Origin of the sequence: Mucilaginibacter roseus, assembly GCF_021215455.1 — a bacterium.
Lineage (GTDB): Bacteria > Bacteroidota > Bacteroidia > Sphingobacteriales > Sphingobacteriaceae > Mucilaginibacter > Mucilaginibacter roseus.
Genome location: NZ_JAJPWV010000002.1, coordinates 500,877 through 523,121, shown reverse-complemented (window position 1 = coordinate 523,121; position 22,245 = coordinate 500,877). Strand labels below are relative to the sequence as shown.

The 22,245-nt window shown below is 45.6% G+C and carries 17 protein-coding genes and 3 tRNA genes; 13 read left to right on the top strand and 7 right to left on the bottom strand.

Translation table 11 applies throughout. The features are described from left to right. The 4 genes from LT679_RS07155 (at position 1) to LT679_RS07140 (ending at position 4,210) form a co-directional block, all read left to right on the top strand. Entirely contained in the window at positions 1-3,075 is a 3,075-nt protein-coding gene (locus LT679_RS07155) for a hypothetical protein (RefSeq protein ID WP_232176774.1), read from the top strand. Positions 3,076-3,308: 233 nt separating this feature from the next. Further along, positions 3,309-3,578 (top strand): hypothetical protein, encoded by a 270-nt coding sequence (locus tag LT679_RS07150; protein WP_232176773.1) that lies wholly within the window; start codon positions 3,309-3,311, stop codon positions 3,576-3,578. Next, entirely contained in the window at positions 3,553-3,987 is a 435-nt protein-coding gene (locus LT679_RS07145) for a hypothetical protein (protein ID WP_232176772.1), read from the top strand. Before LT679_RS07150 ends, LT679_RS07145 begins: the two co-directional genes overlap by 26 nt. Positions 3,988-4,027: 40 nt before the next feature. Next, positions 4,028-4,210, top strand: coding sequence for a hypothetical protein (locus LT679_RS07140; protein ID WP_232176771.1), 183 nt, complete (start codon positions 4,028-4,030; stop codon positions 4,208-4,210). Positions 4,211-4,294: 84 nt separating this feature from the next. Here LT679_RS07140 and LT679_RS07135 read toward each other — a convergent pair. Further along, positions 4,295-4,367: transfer RNA gene (locus tag LT679_RS07135), tRNA-Lys, on the bottom strand. Between the two features lie 133 nt (positions 4,368-4,500). Further along, positions 4,501-5,508, bottom strand: coding sequence for a YCF48-related protein (locus tag LT679_RS07130; RefSeq protein ID WP_232176770.1), 1,008 nt, complete (start codon positions 5,506-5,508; stop codon positions 4,501-4,503). A 103-nt stretch (positions 5,509-5,611) separates the two neighbouring features. Here LT679_RS07130 and LT679_RS07125 point away from each other — a divergent pair. The 3 genes from LT679_RS07125 to LT679_RS07115 all read left to right on the top strand — a co-directional run bounded on the left by LT679_RS07125 (position 5,612) and on the right by LT679_RS07115 (position 6,815). Continuing rightward, positions 5,612-5,695, top strand: a tRNA-Leu gene (locus tag LT679_RS07125). Positions 5,696-5,757: 62 nt separating this feature from the next. Beyond that, positions 5,758-5,841: transfer RNA gene (locus LT679_RS07120), tRNA-Leu, on the top strand. Positions 5,842-5,954: 113 nt separating this feature from the next. Beyond that, on the top strand, positions 5,955-6,815 hold the full coding sequence (locus LT679_RS07115) for a DUF808 domain-containing protein (protein ID WP_232176769.1): 861 nt from the start codon (positions 5,955-5,957) through the stop codon (positions 6,813-6,815). A 36-nt stretch (positions 6,816-6,851) separates the two neighbouring features. Here LT679_RS07115 and LT679_RS07110 read toward each other — a convergent pair whose 3' ends face one another. Together LT679_RS07110 and LT679_RS07105 are read right to left on the bottom strand one after the other, a co-directional pair. Next, a complete protein-coding gene (locus LT679_RS07110; protein ID WP_232176768.1) occupies positions 6,852-7,337 on the bottom strand; it encodes a hypothetical protein in 486 nt (161 codons plus the stop codon). 83 nt (positions 7,338-7,420) lie between these two features. Next, positions 7,421-7,759 carry a hypothetical protein gene (locus LT679_RS07105; RefSeq protein WP_232176767.1) on the bottom strand — a complete coding sequence of 113 codons (339 nt, stop codon included), beginning with the start codon at positions 7,757-7,759 and terminating at the stop codon, positions 7,421-7,423. Positions 7,760-8,051: 292 nt separating this feature from the next. On the opposite strand from LT679_RS07105, the gene LT679_RS07100 reads away from it, so the two are divergent. Beyond that, on the top strand, positions 8,052-10,298 hold the full coding sequence (locus tag LT679_RS07100) for a glycoside hydrolase family 95 protein (protein WP_232176766.1): 2,247 nt from the start codon (positions 8,052-8,054) through the stop codon (positions 10,296-10,298). Between the two features lie 156 nt (positions 10,299-10,454). Continuing rightward, positions 10,455-12,911: a glutaminase family protein gene (locus LT679_RS07095; RefSeq protein ID WP_232176765.1), complete on the top strand. Its 2,457-nt coding sequence runs from the start codon at positions 10,455-10,457 to the stop codon at positions 12,909-12,911. A 77-nt stretch (positions 12,912-12,988) separates the two neighbouring features. Here LT679_RS07095 and LT679_RS07090 read toward each other — a convergent pair whose 3' ends face one another. Both LT679_RS07090 and LT679_RS07085 read right to left on the bottom strand, forming a co-directional pair. Then, the gene (locus LT679_RS07090) at positions 12,989-13,828 is read right to left on the bottom strand and encodes an alpha/beta fold hydrolase (RefSeq protein WP_232176764.1); all 840 of its coding nucleotides are present in this window, start codon (positions 13,826-13,828) and stop codon (positions 12,989-12,991) included. A gap of 11 nt (positions 13,829-13,839) precedes the next feature. Beyond that, on the bottom strand, positions 13,840-14,658 hold the full coding sequence (locus LT679_RS07085; RefSeq protein WP_232176763.1) for an alpha/beta fold hydrolase: 819 nt from the start codon (positions 14,656-14,658) through the stop codon (positions 13,840-13,842). A 268-nt stretch (positions 14,659-14,926) separates the two neighbouring features. Here LT679_RS07085 and LT679_RS07080 point away from each other — a divergent pair, with 268 nt between their 5' ends. From LT679_RS07080 to LT679_RS07065, 4 genes are all read left to right on the top strand, one after another. Continuing rightward, positions 14,927-15,832: a DUF1338 domain-containing protein gene (locus LT679_RS07080; RefSeq protein WP_232176762.1), complete on the top strand. Its 906-nt coding sequence runs from the start codon at positions 14,927-14,929 to the stop codon at positions 15,830-15,832. Further along, positions 15,832-17,370 carry an L-piperidine-6-carboxylate dehydrogenase gene (amaB, locus tag LT679_RS07075; RefSeq protein ID WP_232176761.1) on the top strand — a complete coding sequence of 513 codons (1,539 nt, stop codon included), beginning with the start codon at positions 15,832-15,834 and terminating at the stop codon, positions 17,368-17,370. The genes LT679_RS07080 and amaB overlap by 1 nt, the downstream gene beginning before the upstream one ends. A 4-nt stretch (positions 17,371-17,374) precedes the next feature. After that, positions 17,375-20,305, top strand: coding sequence for an FAD-binding and (Fe-S)-binding domain-containing protein (locus LT679_RS07070; RefSeq protein ID WP_232176760.1), 2,931 nt, complete (start codon positions 17,375-17,377; stop codon positions 20,303-20,305). Between the two features lie 64 nt (positions 20,306-20,369). Beyond that, on the top strand, positions 20,370-21,044 hold the full coding sequence (locus LT679_RS07065; RefSeq protein WP_232176759.1) for an HAD-IA family hydrolase: 675 nt from the start codon (positions 20,370-20,372) through the stop codon (positions 21,042-21,044). Positions 21,045-21,115: 71 nt separating this feature from the next. Here LT679_RS07065 and LT679_RS07060 read toward each other — a convergent pair whose 3' ends face one another. Beyond that, positions 21,116-22,243, bottom strand: coding sequence for a TIGR03364 family FAD-dependent oxidoreductase (locus LT679_RS07060; protein ID WP_232176758.1), 1,128 nt, complete (start codon positions 22,241-22,243; stop codon positions 21,116-21,118). Positions 22,244-22,245 lie beyond the last annotated feature (2 nt).

Sequence of the window (22,245 nt, the reverse complement as noted above, 5' to 3'; positions counted from 1 at the left end):
ATGAAAAAAATATATTTAATAACGTGGTGCTTGTGCTTTTTTATAAGTATAAGTTATGCGCAAAATACAACAACGCTGCCACAAGGAACTATACAGACTACGCCCCAGTTCAGGATGAAAAACCCCGCGGATAGTTTGCGGCAAACCTGGGTAACTTTTCCTTTCTACGGAGCTAACCGGTTTTATTCGGCCACTGAAACAAATCAACTTATACAGGGATTGAAGAATGATACCATTGCTTTTTTTGGTGTGGATGCGGCTAAATTCGGTTTAAAGGCAGATAGCTTACCGGAGAGTGCCAACAAAAATGTTAAAGCGTTTAATAAAGCAGCAGCTTATGCCAAAGCAAAAAAACTCAGGTTGATACTACCCGCAGGCACAATTTACGTGGATAGTACACTCAACGCAACCGGCTTAAGGGCTGTAATTGGTGCTGGAAGTAATCTTACTACAATTAAAATTGCACCAGGTACTGACGTGAGTCGCTTCCCTGAAAACAGAGGGGTTTTAAAAATTGAGGGAGCCACTACTTTGCTTTCATCGGTTGGTTCACCCGTAAAAAAAGGTGATACTTCTGTTGTTTTGCCTGTAAATGTGAGTTTAAAAAGAGGCGATATAGTCAGATTAATTGACACGGTAAATTCATCCTTTAATCTTTGGCGAAATTATTACAAAGAAGGGGAGTATTTCATTGTGAGAAATGATGTAATCAATAGTAATAAGATTATTGTCGATCATCCGGTGAGCAGTAATTACACAACGCTTTCGGGCACCAAGCTATATCAAGTAAAAATGCAGCAATGTGATTTGAAAGGATTTTCGTTGTATGCGATACCTTACACCGCTTCAACTATGAATGGTATTTGGTTAAATTACGTTTTCCGCTCATCAATTGAAGATGTGGCTGTATATAATGCTGCGAGAGCTAATATTTCAGTCAATCAATGCCTGGCTTTAAAGTTTGATCATATCTATTCCTATAAATTTGATGAAGAAACCAATTCAGCCAGTGAAACAAGCTATGGATTAGCGTTTAACAGCGGGTGTCAGGATATGCAGTTATTAAACTCAGATTTATTTGGTTCACGGCATGGTTTCGCTACCGGAGGATCGTATGTTAATAGATTTATTTATGTGAAGAACACGAAGTCGTCCTCAACACGTGAGTTTGGCTTTAATATTCATGGCAACACACAGTTCGCGGTTATTGATGGTAATAACATGCCTACGGGAGCGTCAATCGGCGGTAAAGACATTACTTTTATAAATAATAATGTAGGTTGGAATATTGGCGACATTGGCAATACTATTAATTCGCCTGGCGCCTCTTTATATATAAATGAACCTTGTGGAACTTCCTTTAATATTTCAGGCAATACTTTTAGGGCTAAATACATAAACGAGGACAGTAAAGGTGTCGCAATGAGAGTTTACAAACACGTGGATACGTCTTCTGTATTTTCGTTTACCAATAATAATGTTTTATTTGAAAACAATGCCATGGCTGATAGTGCAGTGGCTTATGCACTTTTTATCAGCTATAACCTGACTTATGGATCAGGTAAGTGTAATGCTCAATTTAATATAAAAAACAATATTTTTAAGACAACTGATAACATAAAACGTGTGTTAACCGCAGTTAATGGTTCAGCAACAAGTAATAGTTATTTTAAAGATATTGTTTATGAGGGTAACACAACTTATGGCGTTACTTTAACAGATAACTATATCGATAATAAAATATATACTGGGAATAAAATAAATGAGACCAGATGGAATGGAGCTGTGTCGAGGTTTGGAACGCAAGTATTATTTTTAAACAATATTTTCAATGATTACTGTAAATCTCAAATCAATTCTGATGTTAATCAAAATGCATATCGCTTAACAGACTTGTCGATTGTAAGACGATCAAACAATTTGGGTTATAGTAAAGGTTTTGCTTTGATCAAGGCATTAATTGAAAATGTAATAGATCTAAAATCTGGGCCTGAAACATATCCATCATCTCAACAGGATGCATTAGTAAATGTAACAGCAGAAGGTGCTTTTTCATATCCTCTTTTCAACCAAGGAGTTTTGTCAACTGCGGTAACTTTAGATGTAAGCAAAACTGCGAAGGTTAGAAGTTATCAATTAAGTGGAAACGATGGTCAACTAAATCTCCGCGCTACAAATGCACCAAGCCAAGGACCAACTATTTCAATGTGGGGAAGGGATTTTGCTAATGCGAACTATGCTGGTAAAACAACTATTGATGTAGGAGGATATGATAATAAGGGTAGATTATATTTTAGGCAGGCTAATTCAAATGGCAATTACATCTATCCGTTCGAAATGGATTATGCAGGAAACTTTGGTGTCGGGACAGTAACTAACTTTTTAGATACAAACCGACTTGCTGATCGGTTTACGATCAAAGGTACGACTGCCAACAACTACATCCTAAACTTGCAAACCAATTCAGGTAATCGGCTTTTCACGGTGGCAAATACGGGCGATTATCCGGTAATGCTACAAAAAAATGCCGGTAACCTTATTGGATATGCTTTGGGTAGAGCCAATAAAAATAGATTTACATTTGGTTTAACGGCAACCTCAGAAACAGGATCAAATTTTGGATCAAATTTTATATTCTATGCTTGGGATGACGCGGGCAATATACCACAAACAGTGTTCAGTGCTAACCGGGCCAATCAAACCGTTTCATTTAAAGAGTCGCCGATTTTTATAAATACGCCTAATGGAGTTGCGGGTACCGATAGCTTGCTTGTTAAGGACGACTCAAGCAATTCAATACGTAAAATATCTTCTAACTTTTATGCCGTAGCGGCTAATCAACCGTATTTTATTAAATTAATCGGTAGCGGCAATGGTTCAGGAAACACGATCGCAATTCCACATGGCCTAAGCGGTCTTTCATCTAACAGTTCAATATCTATAACTCCTCGAAATAGCGCATCTCAAGGAATAGCTTACGCCGCGGTCGATGCGCTGAACATTACGTTAACCTTTGTTTCGCCACCGCCATCAGGAACCAATAATTTATTATTCGACGTTTTACTAAAACCATAACCTATGAAATTTACAACTTTATGGCATCGGCTCATAACGGAGACGCCTGCCTTTTTTAAACGCGCCCAGCTTTTTGGTGCCGGCTTAATAAGTCTTGCACTATCGTTGTCTCAAATCGGAACTTTTTCCGAGCGCTTCATTACTATTCTATCTTCGGTAGGGGCTACTATTGTTGCAATGTCCCAGTTCGCAATAAAACAGTATCCGGATACATATACTCAAAAAGATCACTCATGACAAACATCGAGCACAAAGAAATAAAAGGTATCACGCTGAAAAACCTTATAGTGACAGTGTTTAGTATGATCAGTATAGTGGTTTCAGTGATGGGGACTTACTTCAAACTTCAAATTGACCTAAGCGAACTCAAAACGGAGCAAGCTGCGCAATCAAGAATAAGTGAAGTAAGATTAAAGGTGCTTGAAGAGCAAGTGGCTTTGTTGCAGCAACAAATGAAAGAAATAATAATAAGTAAAAATGAATATAACCGCAATTTTAAATAAGATAGCGAATTTCATCAAAAACCTGTTTTCAAAAGTATCGGTGGAAATAAGGGAGGCTATTGAAATAGCTGTCATCATAACTGAAAACCTGAAGACATTTGTTGATTCACCGGGCGCAGATGCCTTTACCACCCTGATACCAGGTACTGCTGACGATAAACTTAAAGATTGGCTGCGGCAGGTGTTGCCCGTTATTTTGGTCAAATTGAAGTTGGCTCAACATGACGAGGAAAATATTGTGGCAAAAGCTGTAGCTGAATTGAATGTTATGGATCAGCAAGTTAAAAGCGCCTATCTGCACAGCATATCAGTGCTTTGCGCCCGGGAGGTTTCAAAAAATAAGTTGAGCTGGAGCGATGGTGTTTACTTATTGGAGTGGTATTATAAAAACAAATATCAACATAAGTAGTGGTAGTGCTATTTGGCGCGGGCTTTGCTCCAACAATCTTATGAAAATTGAAATTGAAGTAAGCCGGGAGCAGTTTGATAAACTAATACGCCTGATCGATAACGAACCATCTCTTGAGGCCCTAAAACAACAATTAAAAAACGGTCAAGCTTTTGCAGATGATAGTCAAACGGGTGAGTTGCCGCGAGAAGGTGATAACGCGATAATTAAACGTATGGAGTAAAATTAACATTGTGAGCAATTGCCGTAAAAAAGAATTGACACAAAAAAGCCTCTCTGATTTTCAGAGAGGCTTTTGTTTTTTCCGTGATCCCGCTGGGACTCGAACCCAGGACCCCAACATTAAAAGTGTTATGCTCTACCGGCTGAGCTACGGAATCATCCTTTAAGTGTCGTGGATTGTTATATCCGTTTCCTTTAAAGTGGTGCAAATATAGGAGTATGATTTAATGTGTGCAAGCCCTATTTAAAAATAATTTCACTGCTTGCTAATAACATATTAACACACAGCTACTAAAATTTAAAAATTCCTATCCTGCCTTTATCACCCGCCAACAAAACAAGGTTTCCTTTGCGTGCTTTAAGGCAAACATTATAGCTTCCGCCGTCAATTTGCTTCCATGTGTTGCCGCCGTCAGTGCTCATGTTGGTACCCGAAGTGCCAGTTGATATAAAGGTTTTACCTTTGATGTGCTCTACGCTTGATTGAAAGCCTCCCGGCATTTGAGTTGATAAAGCGAATTTCTTGCCGTTAAATATCGCCGCTACGGAGTCTTGCTTTGCTGGTTGCTCATAATCGCCACCTACAACTATGAGTGTATTGTTGTGCTTTGCTATGCCAAAGGCACCCTGGCTACTTTTGCTTTGCGGTAAGGGACTTTTAATGTACTTCCACTTAAGTTTACTCACCGGCGAATAAATATAGCGCGAAGCAGTTCCGCCGGTGGCTATTAGAATTAGGCCTTGCTGTATGCGCATGCAGGTGCCACTGGCTGCAAAGGCAGCTTCGCCGGGTAATGCATCAGGCGCGTCGCTTACTAACTCCCATGTATCGCCGCCATTTGTTGTTTCAAGCAGTAAAAATTTGTTGTTTATTGGGTCGCCCATAATAAAGCCATGATTGCTATCGGCAAAATCCATGGCATCTAAAAAATAAGCGGCATCTGTGTTCTCAAACACTTTAGTCCAGTTAGCGCCCCCATCAGTTGTTTTAAGTACAAGTGCAGGTGTGCCCGAGGCAATTATAACCGCTTCGGTAGCTGAAAACGCCTGTACGTCCCGAAAGTCGGCCTTCTCATAACCTTTTACCTGTTGCCATTTCCAGATAAGCCCGCCATCTGTGGTAACAGCCACATGGCCTTTGCTGCCACTTATCCAAGCAACATGGTCGTCAATTACAGACATGCCGCGAATACTCGCCGTTGCGGTTTGCGGAATCAGCGTTACTGTTTGCGCGCTGAGTTTTTGCACAAGGGAGGCGAACAAGATGATCACCAAAAATGGTTTTAGGTATTTGTTCATAATCACGAATATAAACAGGCTTTATAATCATTTAATATTTTGTTTTACTATTTAATTAAAGCCATTATATTTGCAGCCTCATTTGAGCCTTTGGTTCATTTAAGCCCGGGTGGCGAAATTGGTAAACGTTGCGGTCTCAGAAGCCGTTGAGAATTGTCTCTTGAGAGTTCGAGTCTCTCCTCGGGCACGCCCCAATCCAAAACAGATCAGCTAAAGGTTGATCTGTTTTTGTAAATAACGTAAAGTTATGCCCAGGTGGCGAAATTGGTAGACGCACCATCTTGAGGGGGTGGCATTCGTAAGGATGTACGAGTTCGAATCTCGTTCTGGGCACTTTTAAATAATCTTTTCTCTCGCTCTTTTTATCTCAAATTTTCATTTCCCTGAACTTTTTCTGCTCGTTTCGGTTACTGCATTAGTATTTTAAGCATCCTAAATTTTTATACATGGCATCAGGTTTTTTTGCAGTACTGGATGATATAACCGCTTTGATGGACGATGTGGCCGTTACGGCCAAAGTAGCCTCGCGAAAAACGGCTGGTATTTTGGGCGACGACCTGGCAGTGAATGCCGAAAAAGCGACCGGCTTCCTGGCATCGCGTGAGTTACCCGTATTGTGGGCCATAACCAAGGGCTCATTCATCAATAAAGTTATAATTGTGCCTATCGCTTTATTGCTGAGCTCATTTTTGCCTGCGGCGATAACCATCATACTGATATTGGGCGGATTTTACCTGGCTTACGAAGGTGTCGAAAAAATAATCGAATTCTTTTTCCATAAAGCTAAACCTGCTCATGCGGTTGTAGCCGAAAATATTCAGGACGATAAGGCTGCTGAGAAAGCCAAGGTCAGATCGGCCATTACAACTGATTTTATCCTATCGGTAGAGATCGTGATCATCGCCCTGGGTACCGTTACAGATCGGGATCTGGCTATACGTGCCCTAACCGTATCGGTGGTAGCCATATTAGCAACGGTAGGTGTTTACGGCATCGTTGCGCTGATAGTCCGTATGGATGATGCCGGTTATAAGCTGATCAAAAAGAGCAACGATAAAGGCTTCATGGCATCCTTGGGGCATTTGCTGGTAAAAGCTTTGCCCATCATTATAAAGGTTTTGGCAGTGGCCGGAACCATTGCACTTGTGCTGGTATCTGGCGGTATTTTCGCACACAATATTGATTATCTGCATCATTTTGCTCCCGGCTTACCGGCAACACTCAAAGAATTTATATTGGGCCTGGCCGCTGGCTTGCTGGCGGTAGGGGTAGCCATGTTAGTAAAAAAGATTTTTAAACGAAATTAGGCTTAGCCTTTTTCAAATAAGCAGCTCAACCAATAATTATGCGCTACAGGTACGGGCTACACCATCAACTTCACCAATATTTAAAAATTTGCCGTTAACAACGCCAAGGCTGTTCAGGATAAGGCCGGCATTGATTTTTTCAAGATATTCTTTGAATGTATATTTAATACCTCCGGTTAATGTGCAAATATCACAATAAGCGGCATAGTCAACTATCTGGGCGTAGCCCTTTTCAGGGCAGTAATAATCGGGTAGTTGCGATATAATTTGTCCTTCCAGGCATTGATATTCATCATTAATATAAAAGGCGACCAGCAACTTTTCTTTACTGAATTCGGTATCACAATCAGCAATAAACTGAATCTTGTGAATGTCATAAACAGGAGTATTTTCTCCCGCGTTGCCCGGATACGACGCTGAAAATATAATGAACGAGCTGCTCGGTTCCGAAAGTTTGTTGTATTTTAAAATACGGAAGCTTTCTGCTTCATTGGTTTGCGTGTTTTTTATGCTCAGTTCCATTGCGGGCCGTTTGGTATAAATATACCTTTTTGTTTTTAATAAAGTGTCTGAAAATTAAATAATTATAATCTCTTTGATCGCGCTTAGTCAAGCCCGGGTGCAAGCAAACGCGGGTTAACGCTGCCGCTGTTGGCCTGGGTTATTTTGTGCAGGTTGTAGCGCGTTTCACCATTATCGGTGTTTACTGTAACCAAGCCGTTTTTATCCCATTGCGCTAAAAGTGCCTTTGCTTCGGCGGTGAGTGCCTGATCATCCATTTTTTGATGTAAATTCAGCAGTTGAGCTATAACCTCATCGGCATTGCCTTCGCCAATGTCGGCCAACGCAAATGCAAGCTGCTCGCGCAAAGGGGCGTTGTTATCAAAATGAGCCGGTACGTGCAGCGGCTTATGTTCTTCTCTGAATTGTTGATCGTCCATCATGGGTAATTTGCTTATAGACAATCAAAGAATTAATTTGTTGCGGCTGTTTTACATATTGCGATTTTAAGGGTAACGCCGCAGGGTTCATCATGGCTTGTATGTTATCCAATCCTTATGATACCTGATGCCGTGTGTTGCTCGTCATGCCCGATGGTATAATCAGGTGTCAGTTCTCTGCAACTATGCGTTATTGGCTAATTATTATGCAATAATCACAAATGCGGCAATTAACGCTTTTGATGACTTACATTGCGTTTGTAAAAATAAACCAATTAACTGCAAACCTTATATAATGAGGAAGATATACCTTGTAATTCTGCTGACTACGGCACTTGTTCAGCTCGGCACTGCGCAGCATCCCAACATAATTAAAAACAAAAACAACCTGTTACTTTGGGCTAACAAACCCGCCGCTGATTGGATGACCGAGGCTTACCCAATAGGCAACGGCCGCATAGGCGCCATGGTTTTTGGCGGTGTAAAACAAGAGCACATTCAGTTTAATGAGCAAAGCTTATGGACCGGCGACGAAAAGGAGACCGGTGCTTACCAGGCCTTCGGTGATCTGTTTATCGATTTTGATAAAACCAGCGACAGTACAGCCTACCGCAGGCAGCTTGACATCAGCAAAGCGGTACAGCAAATAACCTATAAAAGCGGTACTGTTAATTACTCCAGGGAGTATTTTTGCTCTTTCCCTGATAAAGTTTTGGTGCTGCGGTACAGCGCCGGTAAAAAAGGGGCGTACAACGCGGTGCTCAGGTTAAAAGATGCACATGGCGCAAAAATTACAGGCAATGGCGCTACGCTTAACATTAACAGTACGCTTGATAATGGCCTGGCCTACGCAGCTGCAGTAAGGGTGATACCAAACGGTGGCAATTTAGCACTGGTAAAGGATGCTAATGGTAACGCGCAAATTGCAATCAATAAGGCAGATGGTTTTACGGTATTGCTAACGGCAGCTACGGATTACAGCAATCAGCAGGCAAAAAAATGGCGCGATGAGGTGATGCCATCTGCCAAGAATGAAAAGATTATGACTGCTGCCGTTGCCAAGCCTTACAGTCAGTTGCTCACAAGGCATATCAAGGATTACACAAACCTGTTTAGTAGGGTTAAGCTGTCATTAGGCAATGCGCAGGCAAGCTCTGCTAAAACAACTTATCAGCGTATTGTTGATTATAAAAAGAATAACGATACCAGCCTCGAGGAGTTGCTGTTTCAGTACGGGCGGTATTTGTTCATCAGTTCATCAAGGCGGGGTGGTTTACCCGCTAATTTGCAGGGGTTATGGAATAACAGCAATAACCCGCCATGGCGATCAGACTATCACTCCAACATCAATATCCAAATGAATTACTGGCTTGCCGGGCCAACCAACCTGGCCGAATGCGAATGGCCGTATATTGATTACATTAACAGTATGCGTTCGGTAAAAAAGCAACGTACGCTTGAGGAATATCCCGGTGTTAGGGGGTGGACGGTACGTACCGAGAACGGCGTTTTTGGTGGCCAAGGTTATTTGTGGAATACCCCCGGCAGCGCTTGGTACATGCAGGCCGTTTGGGATCATTACGCCTTTACCAAAGATGTAGCCTATTTGCGCAATACGGCTTACCCGGTTGTTAAGGAGATCGTTGAGTTTTGGGACGATCACCTGAAACGCCGTGATGATGGTACCCTGGTTGCCCCGATGGGCTGGTCGCCGGAGCATGGGCCTACCGAGGATGGCGTTACGCACGATCAGGAAATTATATACGACCTGTTCACCAATTACATTGAAGCCGCTACCATACTCAATATTGATAAGCCGTACCGTGATCGCGTGGCTGATATGCGTGCGCACCTGCTTAAACCAAAGATAGGTAAGTGGGGGCAGTTGCAGGAGTGGGAAACCGACCGCGATGATCCGAAAGATAATCATCGCCATATATCGCACCTGTATGCCCTGCATCCGGGCAGGCAGATCAGTCCGACCACCACACCCGAACTGGCTGAAGCAGCGCGTGTAACTTTACAAGCCCGTGGCGACGAATCAACCGGGTGGTCAATGGCCTGGAAAATGAATTTTTGGGCACGCCTGCACGATGGCAACCATGCCCACAAAATATTAAGTAACTTTATTACGCTTGTGGGTGGTGCGGGTGTTGATTATAACAAGGGTGGCGGTATTTATTCCAACCTGTTTTGCGCACATCCGCCATTCCAGATAGACGGTAACCTCGGTTATGCGGCTGGCGTGGCCGAAATGCTGCTGCAAAGCCAAACCGGCGAACTGGAGCTGCTGCCCGCCCTGCCTGATGCTTGGTCGGCCGGAAAAGTTGAAGGCTTGGTTGCACGCGGCGGGTTTGTAATCAGTGAATTGCAATGGCAAAATAAACGCATTACCAAACTCGTGATTACCTCAAAAAATGGCGGTTTATGCAAGTTAAGGCTGCCTAATACCTTAATCGATGCCGCCGGCAAAAGCAGCGGTACCGCTTATACTTTTAAAACAAAAAAAGGAGGCATTTATACATTTAAAGCTGCTAAGTAAGGGTAAAATTGATTTGTTGTTACAATGCGTCTCCGGGTTAATTATCTTGGGGGTAAATGGTATTAATTTAGTTTTTGGTTGAATAACTGCCTAAATCGTTTTAACTTACGGGCTTTTAAAACCAATAAATTAAATTTTTATAACCCCATTATCCGCATGAGAAAAACGCTTCTTGCGTGGTTGCTTGGTTGTTCTGTTGCTTTCGCGCAGGAACGCAAGGCGCCAGCTTACCCACTTGTAACCCATGATCCCTATTTCAGTATATGGTCAACCACCGATGAATTGAATAAAGGCACCACCAGCCATTGGACGGGTGCCAATCAATCCTTAACCGGCCTCATCAGTGTTGACGGTAAAGTATACAGCTTTTTAGGTAAGCCAGAAAAAGCGTATCAAACTATCGTTCCGGCAGGCGAGCAGGAAGCGTACCCGGTAACTTATACCGAAACAAAACCCGGCGAAAACTGGATAAATGCTGATTTTGATGACGCGCAATGGCAAAAAGGCACGGGTGCTTTAGGCAGCCGCGGTTCGGTAGCCAAAACCGTTTGGGCTAAGGATGAAGTGTGGATACGCAAAACATTTACCTTCGATGATCTGTCAGCCGGTACCGTGTACCTTAAAATTCAGCATGATGATAAGGCGACAGCATATCTTAACGGGCAGCAGATATATACCAAGCCCGATCTGCAGGGTAAGTTTGCTTACATACCGCTAACCGGCAATATGGCTAAAGCATTGAAAAAAGGCCGCAACGTATTAAGCGTTTATGCGGTAAACACCGGCGGCCCGTCATTTGTTGATTTTGGTTTGGTTCAGGAATCTCCGGCGAGCAGATCAATGGCGTTTAATGAAGGGAAGCAGAAAGCCATGCAGTTTAATGCTACGCAAACCATCTATGAATTTGCCTGCGGTCCTGTTGATCTGACGGTAACCTTCACTTCGCCTTTGTTAATGAATGATTTAAATTTACTGGCCCGGCCGGTAAGCTATATCGCAACCAAAGTTCGCGCTAATGATGGTACGGCACATAAGGTTACAGTGTATTTTGGCGCATCGACAAATGTGGCGGTACATAATGCTTTTCAGCCTGTTGAGGCAAGTAAATACACATCCAATAACTTATCCGTACTAAAAGCAGGTACTACTGAACAGCCGCTATTAAAGCGCACCGGTGATGATGTGCGTATTGATTGGGGTTACATGTACGTTGCTGTTCCGCAAAGCTATCATGCCATACAATCGGTAACCAACACAGCCGACGCGCTGAAAAATCTGTTTGGCCAGCGTGTGGCGCAAACTGATCATTTAAAAGGCGAGCAACTGGTGCTGAACACTGTTATACCAATGGGCAGTGTAGGTGCTACCGCCAAAGAGCAGTTTGTAATGATCGGCTATGATGATCTGTATTCCGTGCAATATTTTAAAACCAACCTACGCCCATGGTGGAATACTGATGGCAAGCATACCATTGAGCAGCAACTGGCCTTAGCAGCGGCGCAATACAAAACCGTAACCCAGCAATGCAGCGCGTTTGATAAAAAGCTATATGCCGATGCCCTGAAAAGCGGCGGCGAAGCATATGCCAACCTGTGCGAACTGGCGTACAGGCAGGCGGTATCAGCGCATAAGCTGGTGAAAAGTCCGGAGGGTGAAATGTTATTCCTGTCAAAAGAGAATTTCAGCAATGGCTCTATCGGTACGGTGGATATTACTTATCCATCGGCACCCTTGTTCCTGATCTATAACCCTGACCTGGTTAAAGGGATGATGAACGGCATCTTTTATTTCAGCGAGAGCGGCAAGTGGAATAAGCCTTATTCATCGCACGATTTGGGTACCTACCCGCAGGCAAACGGACAAACCTACGGCGAAGATATGCCGGTTGAGGAATCGGGCAATATGCTGATTCTGGCCGCCGCGATAGCCAAGGTTGAGGGTAATGCCAGCTACGCCAAAAAACATTGGAAAACTTTAACTATTTGGGCGGAATACCTGGCTAAGGATGGGTTTGACCCGGCTAACCAGCTATCTACTGATGATTTTGCCGGTCACCTGGCGCGTAATGCCAACCTTTCTGTTAAAGCCATTGTAGCCCTTGGTGGTTACGGCACGCTGGCTAATATGCTGGGCGATAAGGCTACCGGCCAAAAATACACCGCCATGGCTAAGGATATGGCCAAACGCTGGATGGAAGCTGCCGACGCTGGCGATCATTATGCCCTAACATTTAACAACAAAAATACCTGGAGCCAAAAGTATAACCTGGTTTGGGATAAGGTGCTGAATATGGGCTTGTTCCCTAAAGAGGTTTATAGCAGGGAGGTGAAGTACTATCTCACCAAACAGGAAAAATACGGCCTGCCGTTGGATAGCCGTAAAACCTATACCAAAAACGACTGGATAACCTGGACTGCCACGCTGGCCGATAATCCGGCGGATTTTAAAGCTTTGATAGCGCCTGTATATACTTATGCTTTAGAAACACCCGACCGCGTGCCGATGAGCGATTGGTATGAGGCTAAGGACGGCCGCCGCCAAAATTTTACCGCGCGCAGTGTAGTAGGCGGGTTTTACATTAAAATGCTGAATGATAAGCTGAACAAAAAATAGCCTAAGACTGAATATTAAAAGATCGCCTGATTGTGTAAAACCAGTCGGGCGATCTTTTTTTGAGAAGATAGTACCGGTCAATTAAACCTGTCGTTACCGCTTATATCGCGGTAGGGTTGTTTAAAAAAGTTGTTTACCGTTGTATTAAACTGATCTTTATAATTAACTAATGTAGAGTGCCCTGAATTTGGCAATATCCACAGGTAAGAGTTAGGAATGCTCGCGGCTATCTCGATGGTATGCCTTGTCGGGATAGCATCATGGTCCCCGCCGATAACCAGCACCGGGCATTTTACATGGTGCAGATCAGCAAGCACGTTTTTAGGCTCAATCAGCATCATATGATTTACCTTCCATGCATTTTTTGTTAGCGGGGTGGAGCTGGAATGTTTCAACGAGTCGCTATATTTTTTATCTGTTTTGGCTATTTCGTTGTAAACAAACGGATCGAGCGTAGTGGTGTCTGGCTTTAGGTTTGCGCCGGTAATTGCCAGCTTGCTTACCTTGTCCGGGTGGCGCATGGCCAGCAGTAAGCCATTGATTCCGCCATCGCTCCAGCCAATTACATAACAGTCTGATATTTTCAGGGTGTCCAGCAAGGCGTTCAGGTCGTCGGCCATCATCTCATAACTCAGCGAGTCGCTCAGGTCGGTTGATTTTCCCTGCGCCCGGCTGTCAACCGCGATTACCTTATAATTCCTGGCGAAGTAGGGTATCTGGTTCTCAAAATTACTGATCGAACCGCCATTGCCATGTACCAGCAGCAGCGGCTTGCCGGTGCCGTAAGTTTCGTAATACATTTTAAAGCCGCGTATGCGGGCATATTTACCTGCGGTTGGGTTATTGCCAAAGTTTTGTGCCGATACTAAAAAAGCAGAGCCACATATCAATAGAAATAATATATAGTAAAAGCGCATAGTAACCGGAATTAATTAAAGCGGGCTTCACCCTCAATTTTACGATAAGGTTTGGCTAAGAAATCACTGATGGTATTATTGAACTCATCCTTTTTGTACACCGGTGTAGCATGGCCCGAGTTGGGTATTATCCACAGATACGAATTAGGAATATTTTCCGCTATTTCCAGGGTATGGCTGTTTTTGATCACGTCATGGTCGCCGGCTATAACCAGTACCGGGCACTTGATTTTGTGCAGCGTGGTTGCGGGTATGTTGGGCTGGTACGATAGCAGGCGCATTACTTTGGCCGTATTTTTAAGCTGTGCCGATGCCGGTTTCATCATTTTAAGTGAATCCTGTATCTGCCGGTTCCAGCCCATGGCCATACTGTAAACCTGTGGGTCAACAGCGGTAGTATCCGGCCTTAAGTTGGCGCCGGTTATGGCTAGTTTTTTCACCTTGTCGGGATGGCGCAAGGCAAGCAGCAATCCGTTTATACCGCCATCGCTCCAGCCAATAACATTTACCTGTTTTAGTCCGAGATTATCCAGCAGCGCATTCAGGTCATCGGCCATCATTTCGTAGCTCAGTGAATCCGACGGGTCAATTGATTTGCCCTGCGCGCGGCTGTCGGCCAGTATCACCCGGTGATGTTTGGCAAAGTAAGGTATCTGGAAGATGAAGTTATTTATCGATCCGCCGTTGCCGTGTATCATCAGCAGAGGTTCGCCCTTGCCATAAACCTCGTAGTACAGCTTAATTCCGCGTATGTTGACGTATTTGCCGGTGGCAGGGTTACGCCCATACATGGTGGTGTCCATTTCGGCAATCTGTGCATGCAGTGCCATTGGCGGGAGGTAAAGCATCGCTGCGCAAAGTAAAAATCTAAATAGGGGCATAAATATTATAATTGGTAAACCCTTAGCATGTAAAAGGGTTACATATAAAGATAGGATATGGTTTTATATTATTGGTTTGATATTAAAATATATTTCAATACCTGCTCATAAATATTGTTGCTCACGCATGATGTTAGCTTACCTTAATTTGCAGATATTAGCTTTACAATTATAAACCAACCGCCCTTTTTTAAGGGGCATTTAAAAAGGTACGATCATGAAATTTGATGAGAAAAAACCGTTGGATATAGCACTTAACGATCTGTTTGAGCGCTATAGCGAAGGCGTGCCTGCCGTAAAGCAGATTACCGCCGCGCTGGTGGAGAAAGGGGTTGTTGCCTCGCAGCAAGATATCGTGAACGATCATATAGCCTTTCGTACACTGGGTGTGCAGCACCTGGGAATAGCATCTTTGGGCAAAATATTTTTGCACTACGGCTACACACAGCGCGATCATTACCACTTTGAAAAAAAGAAGCTGGGTGCTTACTGGTTTTCGCCGCCGAAAGCTGTTTACCCGCGCATATTTATCAGTGAGTTGCGTGTTGATGAATTATCGCCCGAAGCGCAGCAGATCATTAAGAAATATACCGCTGGCATTGATAATGACCCGGTAGATGCACTCGACCTGGATAACGGTGCTGAGGTAGGCGCGTTCTTTCAAAAACCGCTATGGGAGCGCCCAACCAAGGCTGATTACCAGCGCCTGCTTGACGAGAATGAGTACGCTGCATGGGTAATATACAACCGCTATTACCTCAATCATTACACCATCAGCGTGCACGCGCTCAAAAACGGATACAATACCATTGAGGATTTCAATACCTTCGTAGAGGGTTTAGGCATACGGCTGAATACTGAGGGAGGCAAGATCAAAACCAGTCCGGATGGTTTATTGAGCCAGAGCAGCACCGTTGCCGAAATGAAGGAGGCCCTGTTTGCCGGTGGCGAAACACTGGCCATAGCGGGCAGCTACGTGGAGTTTGCCGAGCGCCGCCCGTTGCCCGAATTTAGCCACATACCGGCGGAGCAGCTTACCACCGCGCAACGCCGCGAGGGTTTTGAAACCGGCAATGCCGATAAGATTTTTGAAAGTACATACACCAGTCAAACCAAACAATAATGGTTGATATACAACAGATATTAAAAAGACTACAGATAAATGAGGTTAACCCTGCTTACAGCACGGGCAGTGTTTGGGCTGAGGTTGATAGCAGCAATACTCGCACCATATATTCGCCTGTTGATGGTAAACCCATCGGCAAGGTAAATATGGCTACCGCGGCTGATTATAATAAAGCTACCGAACAGGCGCAGCAGGCATTCAATGCCTGGCGTGCCGTACCGGCTCCGCGCCGTGGAGAGATCGTTCGGCAAGTTGGTAATGCCCTGCGTGAGGCCAAGGATGACCTCGGCGCGCTGGTGAGTTACGAGATGGGCAAAAGCCTGCAGGAAGGCTTGGGCGAGGTGCAGGAGATGATCGACATTTGCGATTTTGCCGTGGGCCAAAGTCGCCAGTTGTATGGCCTCACCATGCAATCCGAACGGCCATTGCACCGCATGTATGAGCAGTATCACCCGCTGGGGGTGGTGGGCATTATATCAGCCTTTAACTTCCCCGTGGCGGTATGGAGCTGGAATGCCATGCTGGCGCTGGTATGCGGCAATACCTGCGTTTGGAAACCATCCGAAAAAACACCGCTTACCGCTGTGGCCTGTCAGCATATTATCAGTAAAGTATTTAAGGCGAATGATATTCCCGATGGCGTTTGCTGCCTCGTTATCGGCGACCGTGAGATAGGCAGCCTGATGGCTAATGACCCGCGTGTGGCATTGGTATCAGCCACGGGCTCAACCCGTATGGGTAAGGCTGTGGCAACTGCCGTGGCTGCAAGGCTGGGGAAGGTGTTGTTAGAATTGGGCGGTAATAATGCCATCATCATAACCCCTGATGCTAACCTGGAAATGGCGCTTATCGGTACTGTTTTTGGCGCGGTGGGTACTGCCGGGCAGCGTTGTACCTCCACGCGCAGGCTAATTATTCATAGTTCGGTTTATGACGATTTTAAGCAGAAGCTGGTAAGTGCTTACAAACAGATCAGAATAGGTAACCCGCTGGATAGCAATAACCACATGGGGCCGCTGATAGATACCGACGCGGTGAAAAGTTATTTGGATGCCATTGAAAAATGTAAGGCTGAAGGCGGCAATTTTGTGGTTGAGGGCGGAGTATTAGATGGTGAAGGATATGCTTCGGGCTGCTATGTTAAACCCTGTATTGCCGAGGTAGAGAATAGCTACGCGATTGTGCAGCATGAAACATTCGCGCCTATCCTTTATCTGATAAAATACAATACACTTGACGAAGCTATCGCCCTGCAAAACGGCGTACCGCAGGGATTGTCATCCGCCATCATGACCAATAATTTGCGCGAAGCGGAGCTGTTCCTTTCCGGCGCGGGCTCTGATTGCGGTATCGCCAACGTGAACATCGGTACATCCGGTGCCGAAATTGGCGGGGCATTCGGTGGCGAAAAGGAAACAGGCGGCGGTCGCGAATCAGGCTCCGATGCCTGGAAAGCATATATGCGCAGGCAAACCAATACCATTAATTATTCAACCGAGCTGCCATTGGCGCAAGGCATAAAATTCGATTTTTAGGGAGATGCTCGATCACGGACTTCGGGAGCTCAGGGAGGCATTAACAGGCGAATTGTACACCGACGAATTGATGCGTGTACTGTACGCTACGGATGCCTCTGCCTATTCCGAAATGCCGCTGGCCGTAGCTATACCGAAAAATGATGATGATCTGAAAAAGCTGATCGCCTTTGCTGGTAAGTACAAAACCTCGCTGATACCCCGTACCGCCGGTACTTCACTGGCCGGGCAGGTGGTGGGCAAGGGTATAGTGGTTGATGTATCGAAACATTTTACAGATATTATCGAAGTAAACACAGCCGAGAAATGGGTGCGTGTGCAGCCTGGTGTAGTACGCGATGAACTGAACCGTTACCTGCGCCCTTACGGCTTATACTTCGGTCCTGAAACCTCAACGGCTAACCGGGCCATGATTGGCGGCATGGTGGGCAACAATGCCTGTGGCTCCAATTCACTGGTGTACGGCAGCACGCGCGATCATACATTAGAGGTTAAGGCGTTACTGAGTGATGGCAGCGAAGCGGTTTTCAGGTCTATGAATTTTGATGAATTTATTGCCGCTGGCAAAGGTAATAAGCTCGAAGCGGAGTTATACCGAACCATCAGGCAGCAGCTTGGCGATTGGGAAACGCAGCAGGAGATCCGCCGTGAGTTTCCGAAGCCAAGCGTTAACCGCCGGAATACAGGTTATGCTGTTGATGTGCTGCTGAACAGTAACCCCTTTACCGCCGGTGGCGAGGATTTTAATTTTTGTAAATTGATATGCGGCTCTGAAGGTACGCTGGCCTTTATTACGGAGATAAAGCTGAATCTTGAAGAATTGCCCCCGAAAACAACCGGGTTGCTTTGTGTGCACTGCCCATCGGTGGATGCAGCTTTGCATGCCAACATTATCGCCCTTAAATATCAACCACGCTCTTGCGAGCTGATCGACCATTACATTTTAGACTGCACGCTCGATAACCCATCGCAGGCGTTAAACCGCTTTTTTGTGCAGGGTAGCCCCAAGGCTATTTTAGTGGTGGAGTTATCGGCACAAAGTGATGATGAATTGATTGCCATTGCTGTCCGGCTTGAGGATGAGTTAAGGCAGGGTGGTTTGGGCTATCATTTTCCGTTGCTAACCGGGGCGCAGCAAAATGCCGTATGGTCATTACGCAAGGCGGGACTCGGCTTGCTGAGTAATTTGCCTGGCGATGAAAAAGCGGTGGCCGTTATTGAAGATACCGCCGTTGATGCCGTCGATCTGCCTGCGTACATCGCGGAGTTTAACCAAATTTTAGAGAAGCATGGTTTGTACAGTGTGTACTATGCCCATGCCGGATCGGGCGAGTTGCATTTGCGGCCAATGCTGAATTTGAAAACCGCCGAAGGTGTACAAAAGTTCCGCATTATAGCGCAGGAAATAGCCGGACTGGTAAAAAAATATCGTGGCTCGCTAAGCGGTGAGCATGGCGATGGCCGCCTGCGTGGAGAGTTCATTCCGCAAATGATAGGTGAGAAGAATTACCGTTTGCTGCAAGCCATCAAGCAAACGTGGGACCCGCAGGGCATATTCAATCCCGGCAAAATAACCGGTACACCGCCAATGGATGAATACCTGCGCTATACGCCGGGGCAGCAGGTGCCTGAAATAAAGACTGTATTTCGCTTTCGCGGACAAAATATTTTGCAGCATGCCGAGCAATGCAATGGCTCGGGCGATTGCCGGAAATCGGCACAGGCGGGCGGTACCATGTGCCCGTCGTACATGGCTACCCGTAATGAGCAGGACACTACCCGTGCCCGCGCCAATACCTTGCGCCATTACCTCACCAATTCCGACAAGCTGAACCGCTTTGACCATCCTGAAATAAAGGAAGTGATGGATCTGTGCCTGAGCTGTAAAGGCTGCCGGTCGGAGTGCCCCTCCAGTGTGGATATGGCCAAGCTGAAAGCAGAGTTTCTGCAGCATTATTATAATGCCAACGGCACACCGTTACAAGCTAAACTGATAGCTTCGCTGCCCAGGCTTAATAAGTTGGGCATGGCATGGCCGGGATTATACAACTTTTTTACGGCCGATAACGCTATCGGTAATACGCTTAAAAAGAGCCTTGGTTTTTCTGCTAAACGTACCCTGCCCAAACTTGCCCCACAAACTTTGCGGCAATGGTATAAAAAGCAAAATAACGACAATCATCGCAGCAAACGTGTGTACTTTTTCTGCGATGAGTTTACCAATTATAACGATGTAAGCATCGGCCAAAAGGCTATAAAACTGTTGCAGGCGCTGGGTTACGAGGTGATCATCCCTCAGCATCAGGAAAGCGCACGTACCATGCTCTCCAAAGGCTTATTGCGGCAGGCTAAAGCTGTGGCCGAACGTAATGTGGAGCTGTTAGCGCCGTTGATCAGTGAGGGTACGCCTCTGATCGGTATTGAACCATCAGCCATATTAAGTTTCAGGGATGAATACACCGACCTGGTGCGCGAAGACTTATTGCCACAGGCGCAGCAACTCGCTCAACATGCTTTGTTGTTCGAGGAATTCATCGCCCGCGAAGCAAAAAATGGCAACATTAACGGCGATCAATTCACCACCGAACACCGGCAGGTATTGCTCCATGGCCATTGCCAGCAAAAAGCCTGGAATGTGCAGGCGGCATCTCAAACGGCGTTGAGTTTGCCTGCTAATTATAAGGTAGAGGTTATCCCTTCCGGCTGTTGTGGTATGGCAGGTTCATTTGGATATGAGGATAAGCATTACGACGTTTCCATGCGCATTGGCGAATTGGTTTTGTTTCCTGCCGTTCGCAATGGCGGGGCAAATGTGGTTATAGCCGCGCCGGGTACCAGTTGCCGCCACCAGATAAAGGATGGTACGACGGCAACAGCACAACATCCTGCCGAAATTTTGTGGGATGCATTGATCAAAACTGATCCCGTTAACTAAAACTTAATATGGATTTTGTTTATTAATAATGAATTATGTTTAGCTTTGCTAAACATAATTTACAATGGCTACTACTATAAAAATGGTTGTTTTCGATATGGCCGGAACAACTGTAAATGAGGAAAATATTGTCTACAAAACGCTTCATCAAGCCATAAACAACGCCGGTTACCAAGTTTCGCTTAATGATGTTTTGGCCGTGGGTGCCGGTATGGAAAAATTGCAGGCGATTAAAAGCATACTGCAAACTTATGCCGGTATTAATGATGAAGATATTGCCAACGATATATTTCAGGATTTTTCAAAGCAATTGGATGAAACTTATAGCAGTAGCGACATGTCGGCTCAACCTGATACTTTGGCCGCTATCAGCAAACTGAAGAATAAAGGGATTTTAGTGGTTTTAAACACCGGTTATAGTGATCGCGTAGCGCGAAATATTGTGAATAAGCTCGGTTGGCAGGAAGGAGTTGAATTCGACAGGCTGATAACCGCCAGCGATGTGACAAATGGCCGCCCGGCACCGGACATGATTAACCTGGCCGCGCAGATGTACAGCATCAACGCTGCCGAAATTATAAAGGTTGGCGACTCGATTATCGATATTGAAGAAGGTAAGAACGCCGGTTGCGCCATGAGCATCGGCATTACCACCGGCGCGCATACGGTGGAGCAATTGCAATCCGCGCAACCGGATCATATCATTAATAACCTGTTGGAATTACTTCCGCTGGTTTAAACGGACATAAAATAAAAAGCGGGGCTTGCATTTTTTACAAGCCCCGCTTTTCTATATAGCGAATATTGAATTTACTGTCTTGCCGCGATCAGTTGCTCACAAAGACCGAATGATAGCGTCATGCCGTTACCACCCAGGCCGTTGATGATGGTAACACCCGGTTCGGGCTCCAGCACCAGTTCGGTTTGGCCGTTGGTGAGTTTGGGGTATATGCCGTTCCAGGTTTGTATTACCTGGTTGTTTTTAAAGCGGGTAAAGGTGGCCAGGTAGTCCAGTATCATGCGATTAATGAATTCCTTATCAAAGGGATCGTGCACCAGGCCATACTCATGCGAGTCGCCCACAGTAAGTTCACCCAAATGATTTTGAGAAACCATTACATGTATGCCCCAATTCAGGTATTCGGCATATTGCTGCTCATAACGGGCTTTCAAAGCCGGTAATGACGGCGCGGCGCCGAATCCCGGGTAATGGATCATGGACAGGCTGCCGCAAAGCGACGGGCCGATTCGCAATCCATCGGGCTGGGCGGCAAGGCGCATCATTTGCAGTTTGCATTTGGTAAGTGGCGCTTCGGCAAACAGTTCGGGGTAAAGGGTTTCAAATTCGGCACCGCCGCAAACAAATACTTCATCAGCCTGCCAGGTGCGGTTGCCGCTGCGCACTTCGGTGCCTTTCATCGCGCTGATAGCGGTGTTCCAGTAAAAAGTTACGTCATGTTTTTCGGCAAGGTATGCTGCCACTTGTTCAATAGCGGCACGGGCCTCAACAATCATTTCGGTGCCGCTCCATAAAGCGCCTTTCAATCCCTCTTGGTTTACCGCCGGCGATTTGGTTAACGCCTCTGCAGGTGATAGCAGGGCGCAATCGCGCATCGATTTGTTTAAATCGGCATATTCGGTCATTACCTGTAACTCATCATCATGGTAGGCCAAGTGGAGCGAGCCCACTTCGTCATGCCAGATCCCGGCTTCGGCGGCTACCTGTTTCCATATGCCACGCGATAACATGGCGCGTTCAAACAGTGTGCCGTTAGGCTGCCCAACGGGCCATATCATCCCAAAGTTGCGTATAGATGCGCCCACGGCACGTTCGTTACGCTCAAACACGGTAACCTTATAGCCGCGTGCGGCCAGCGCACGGGCGGTGGCCAGGCCAACAATACCCGCGCCTATAACAATGGCAGATCTGTTATTCATAA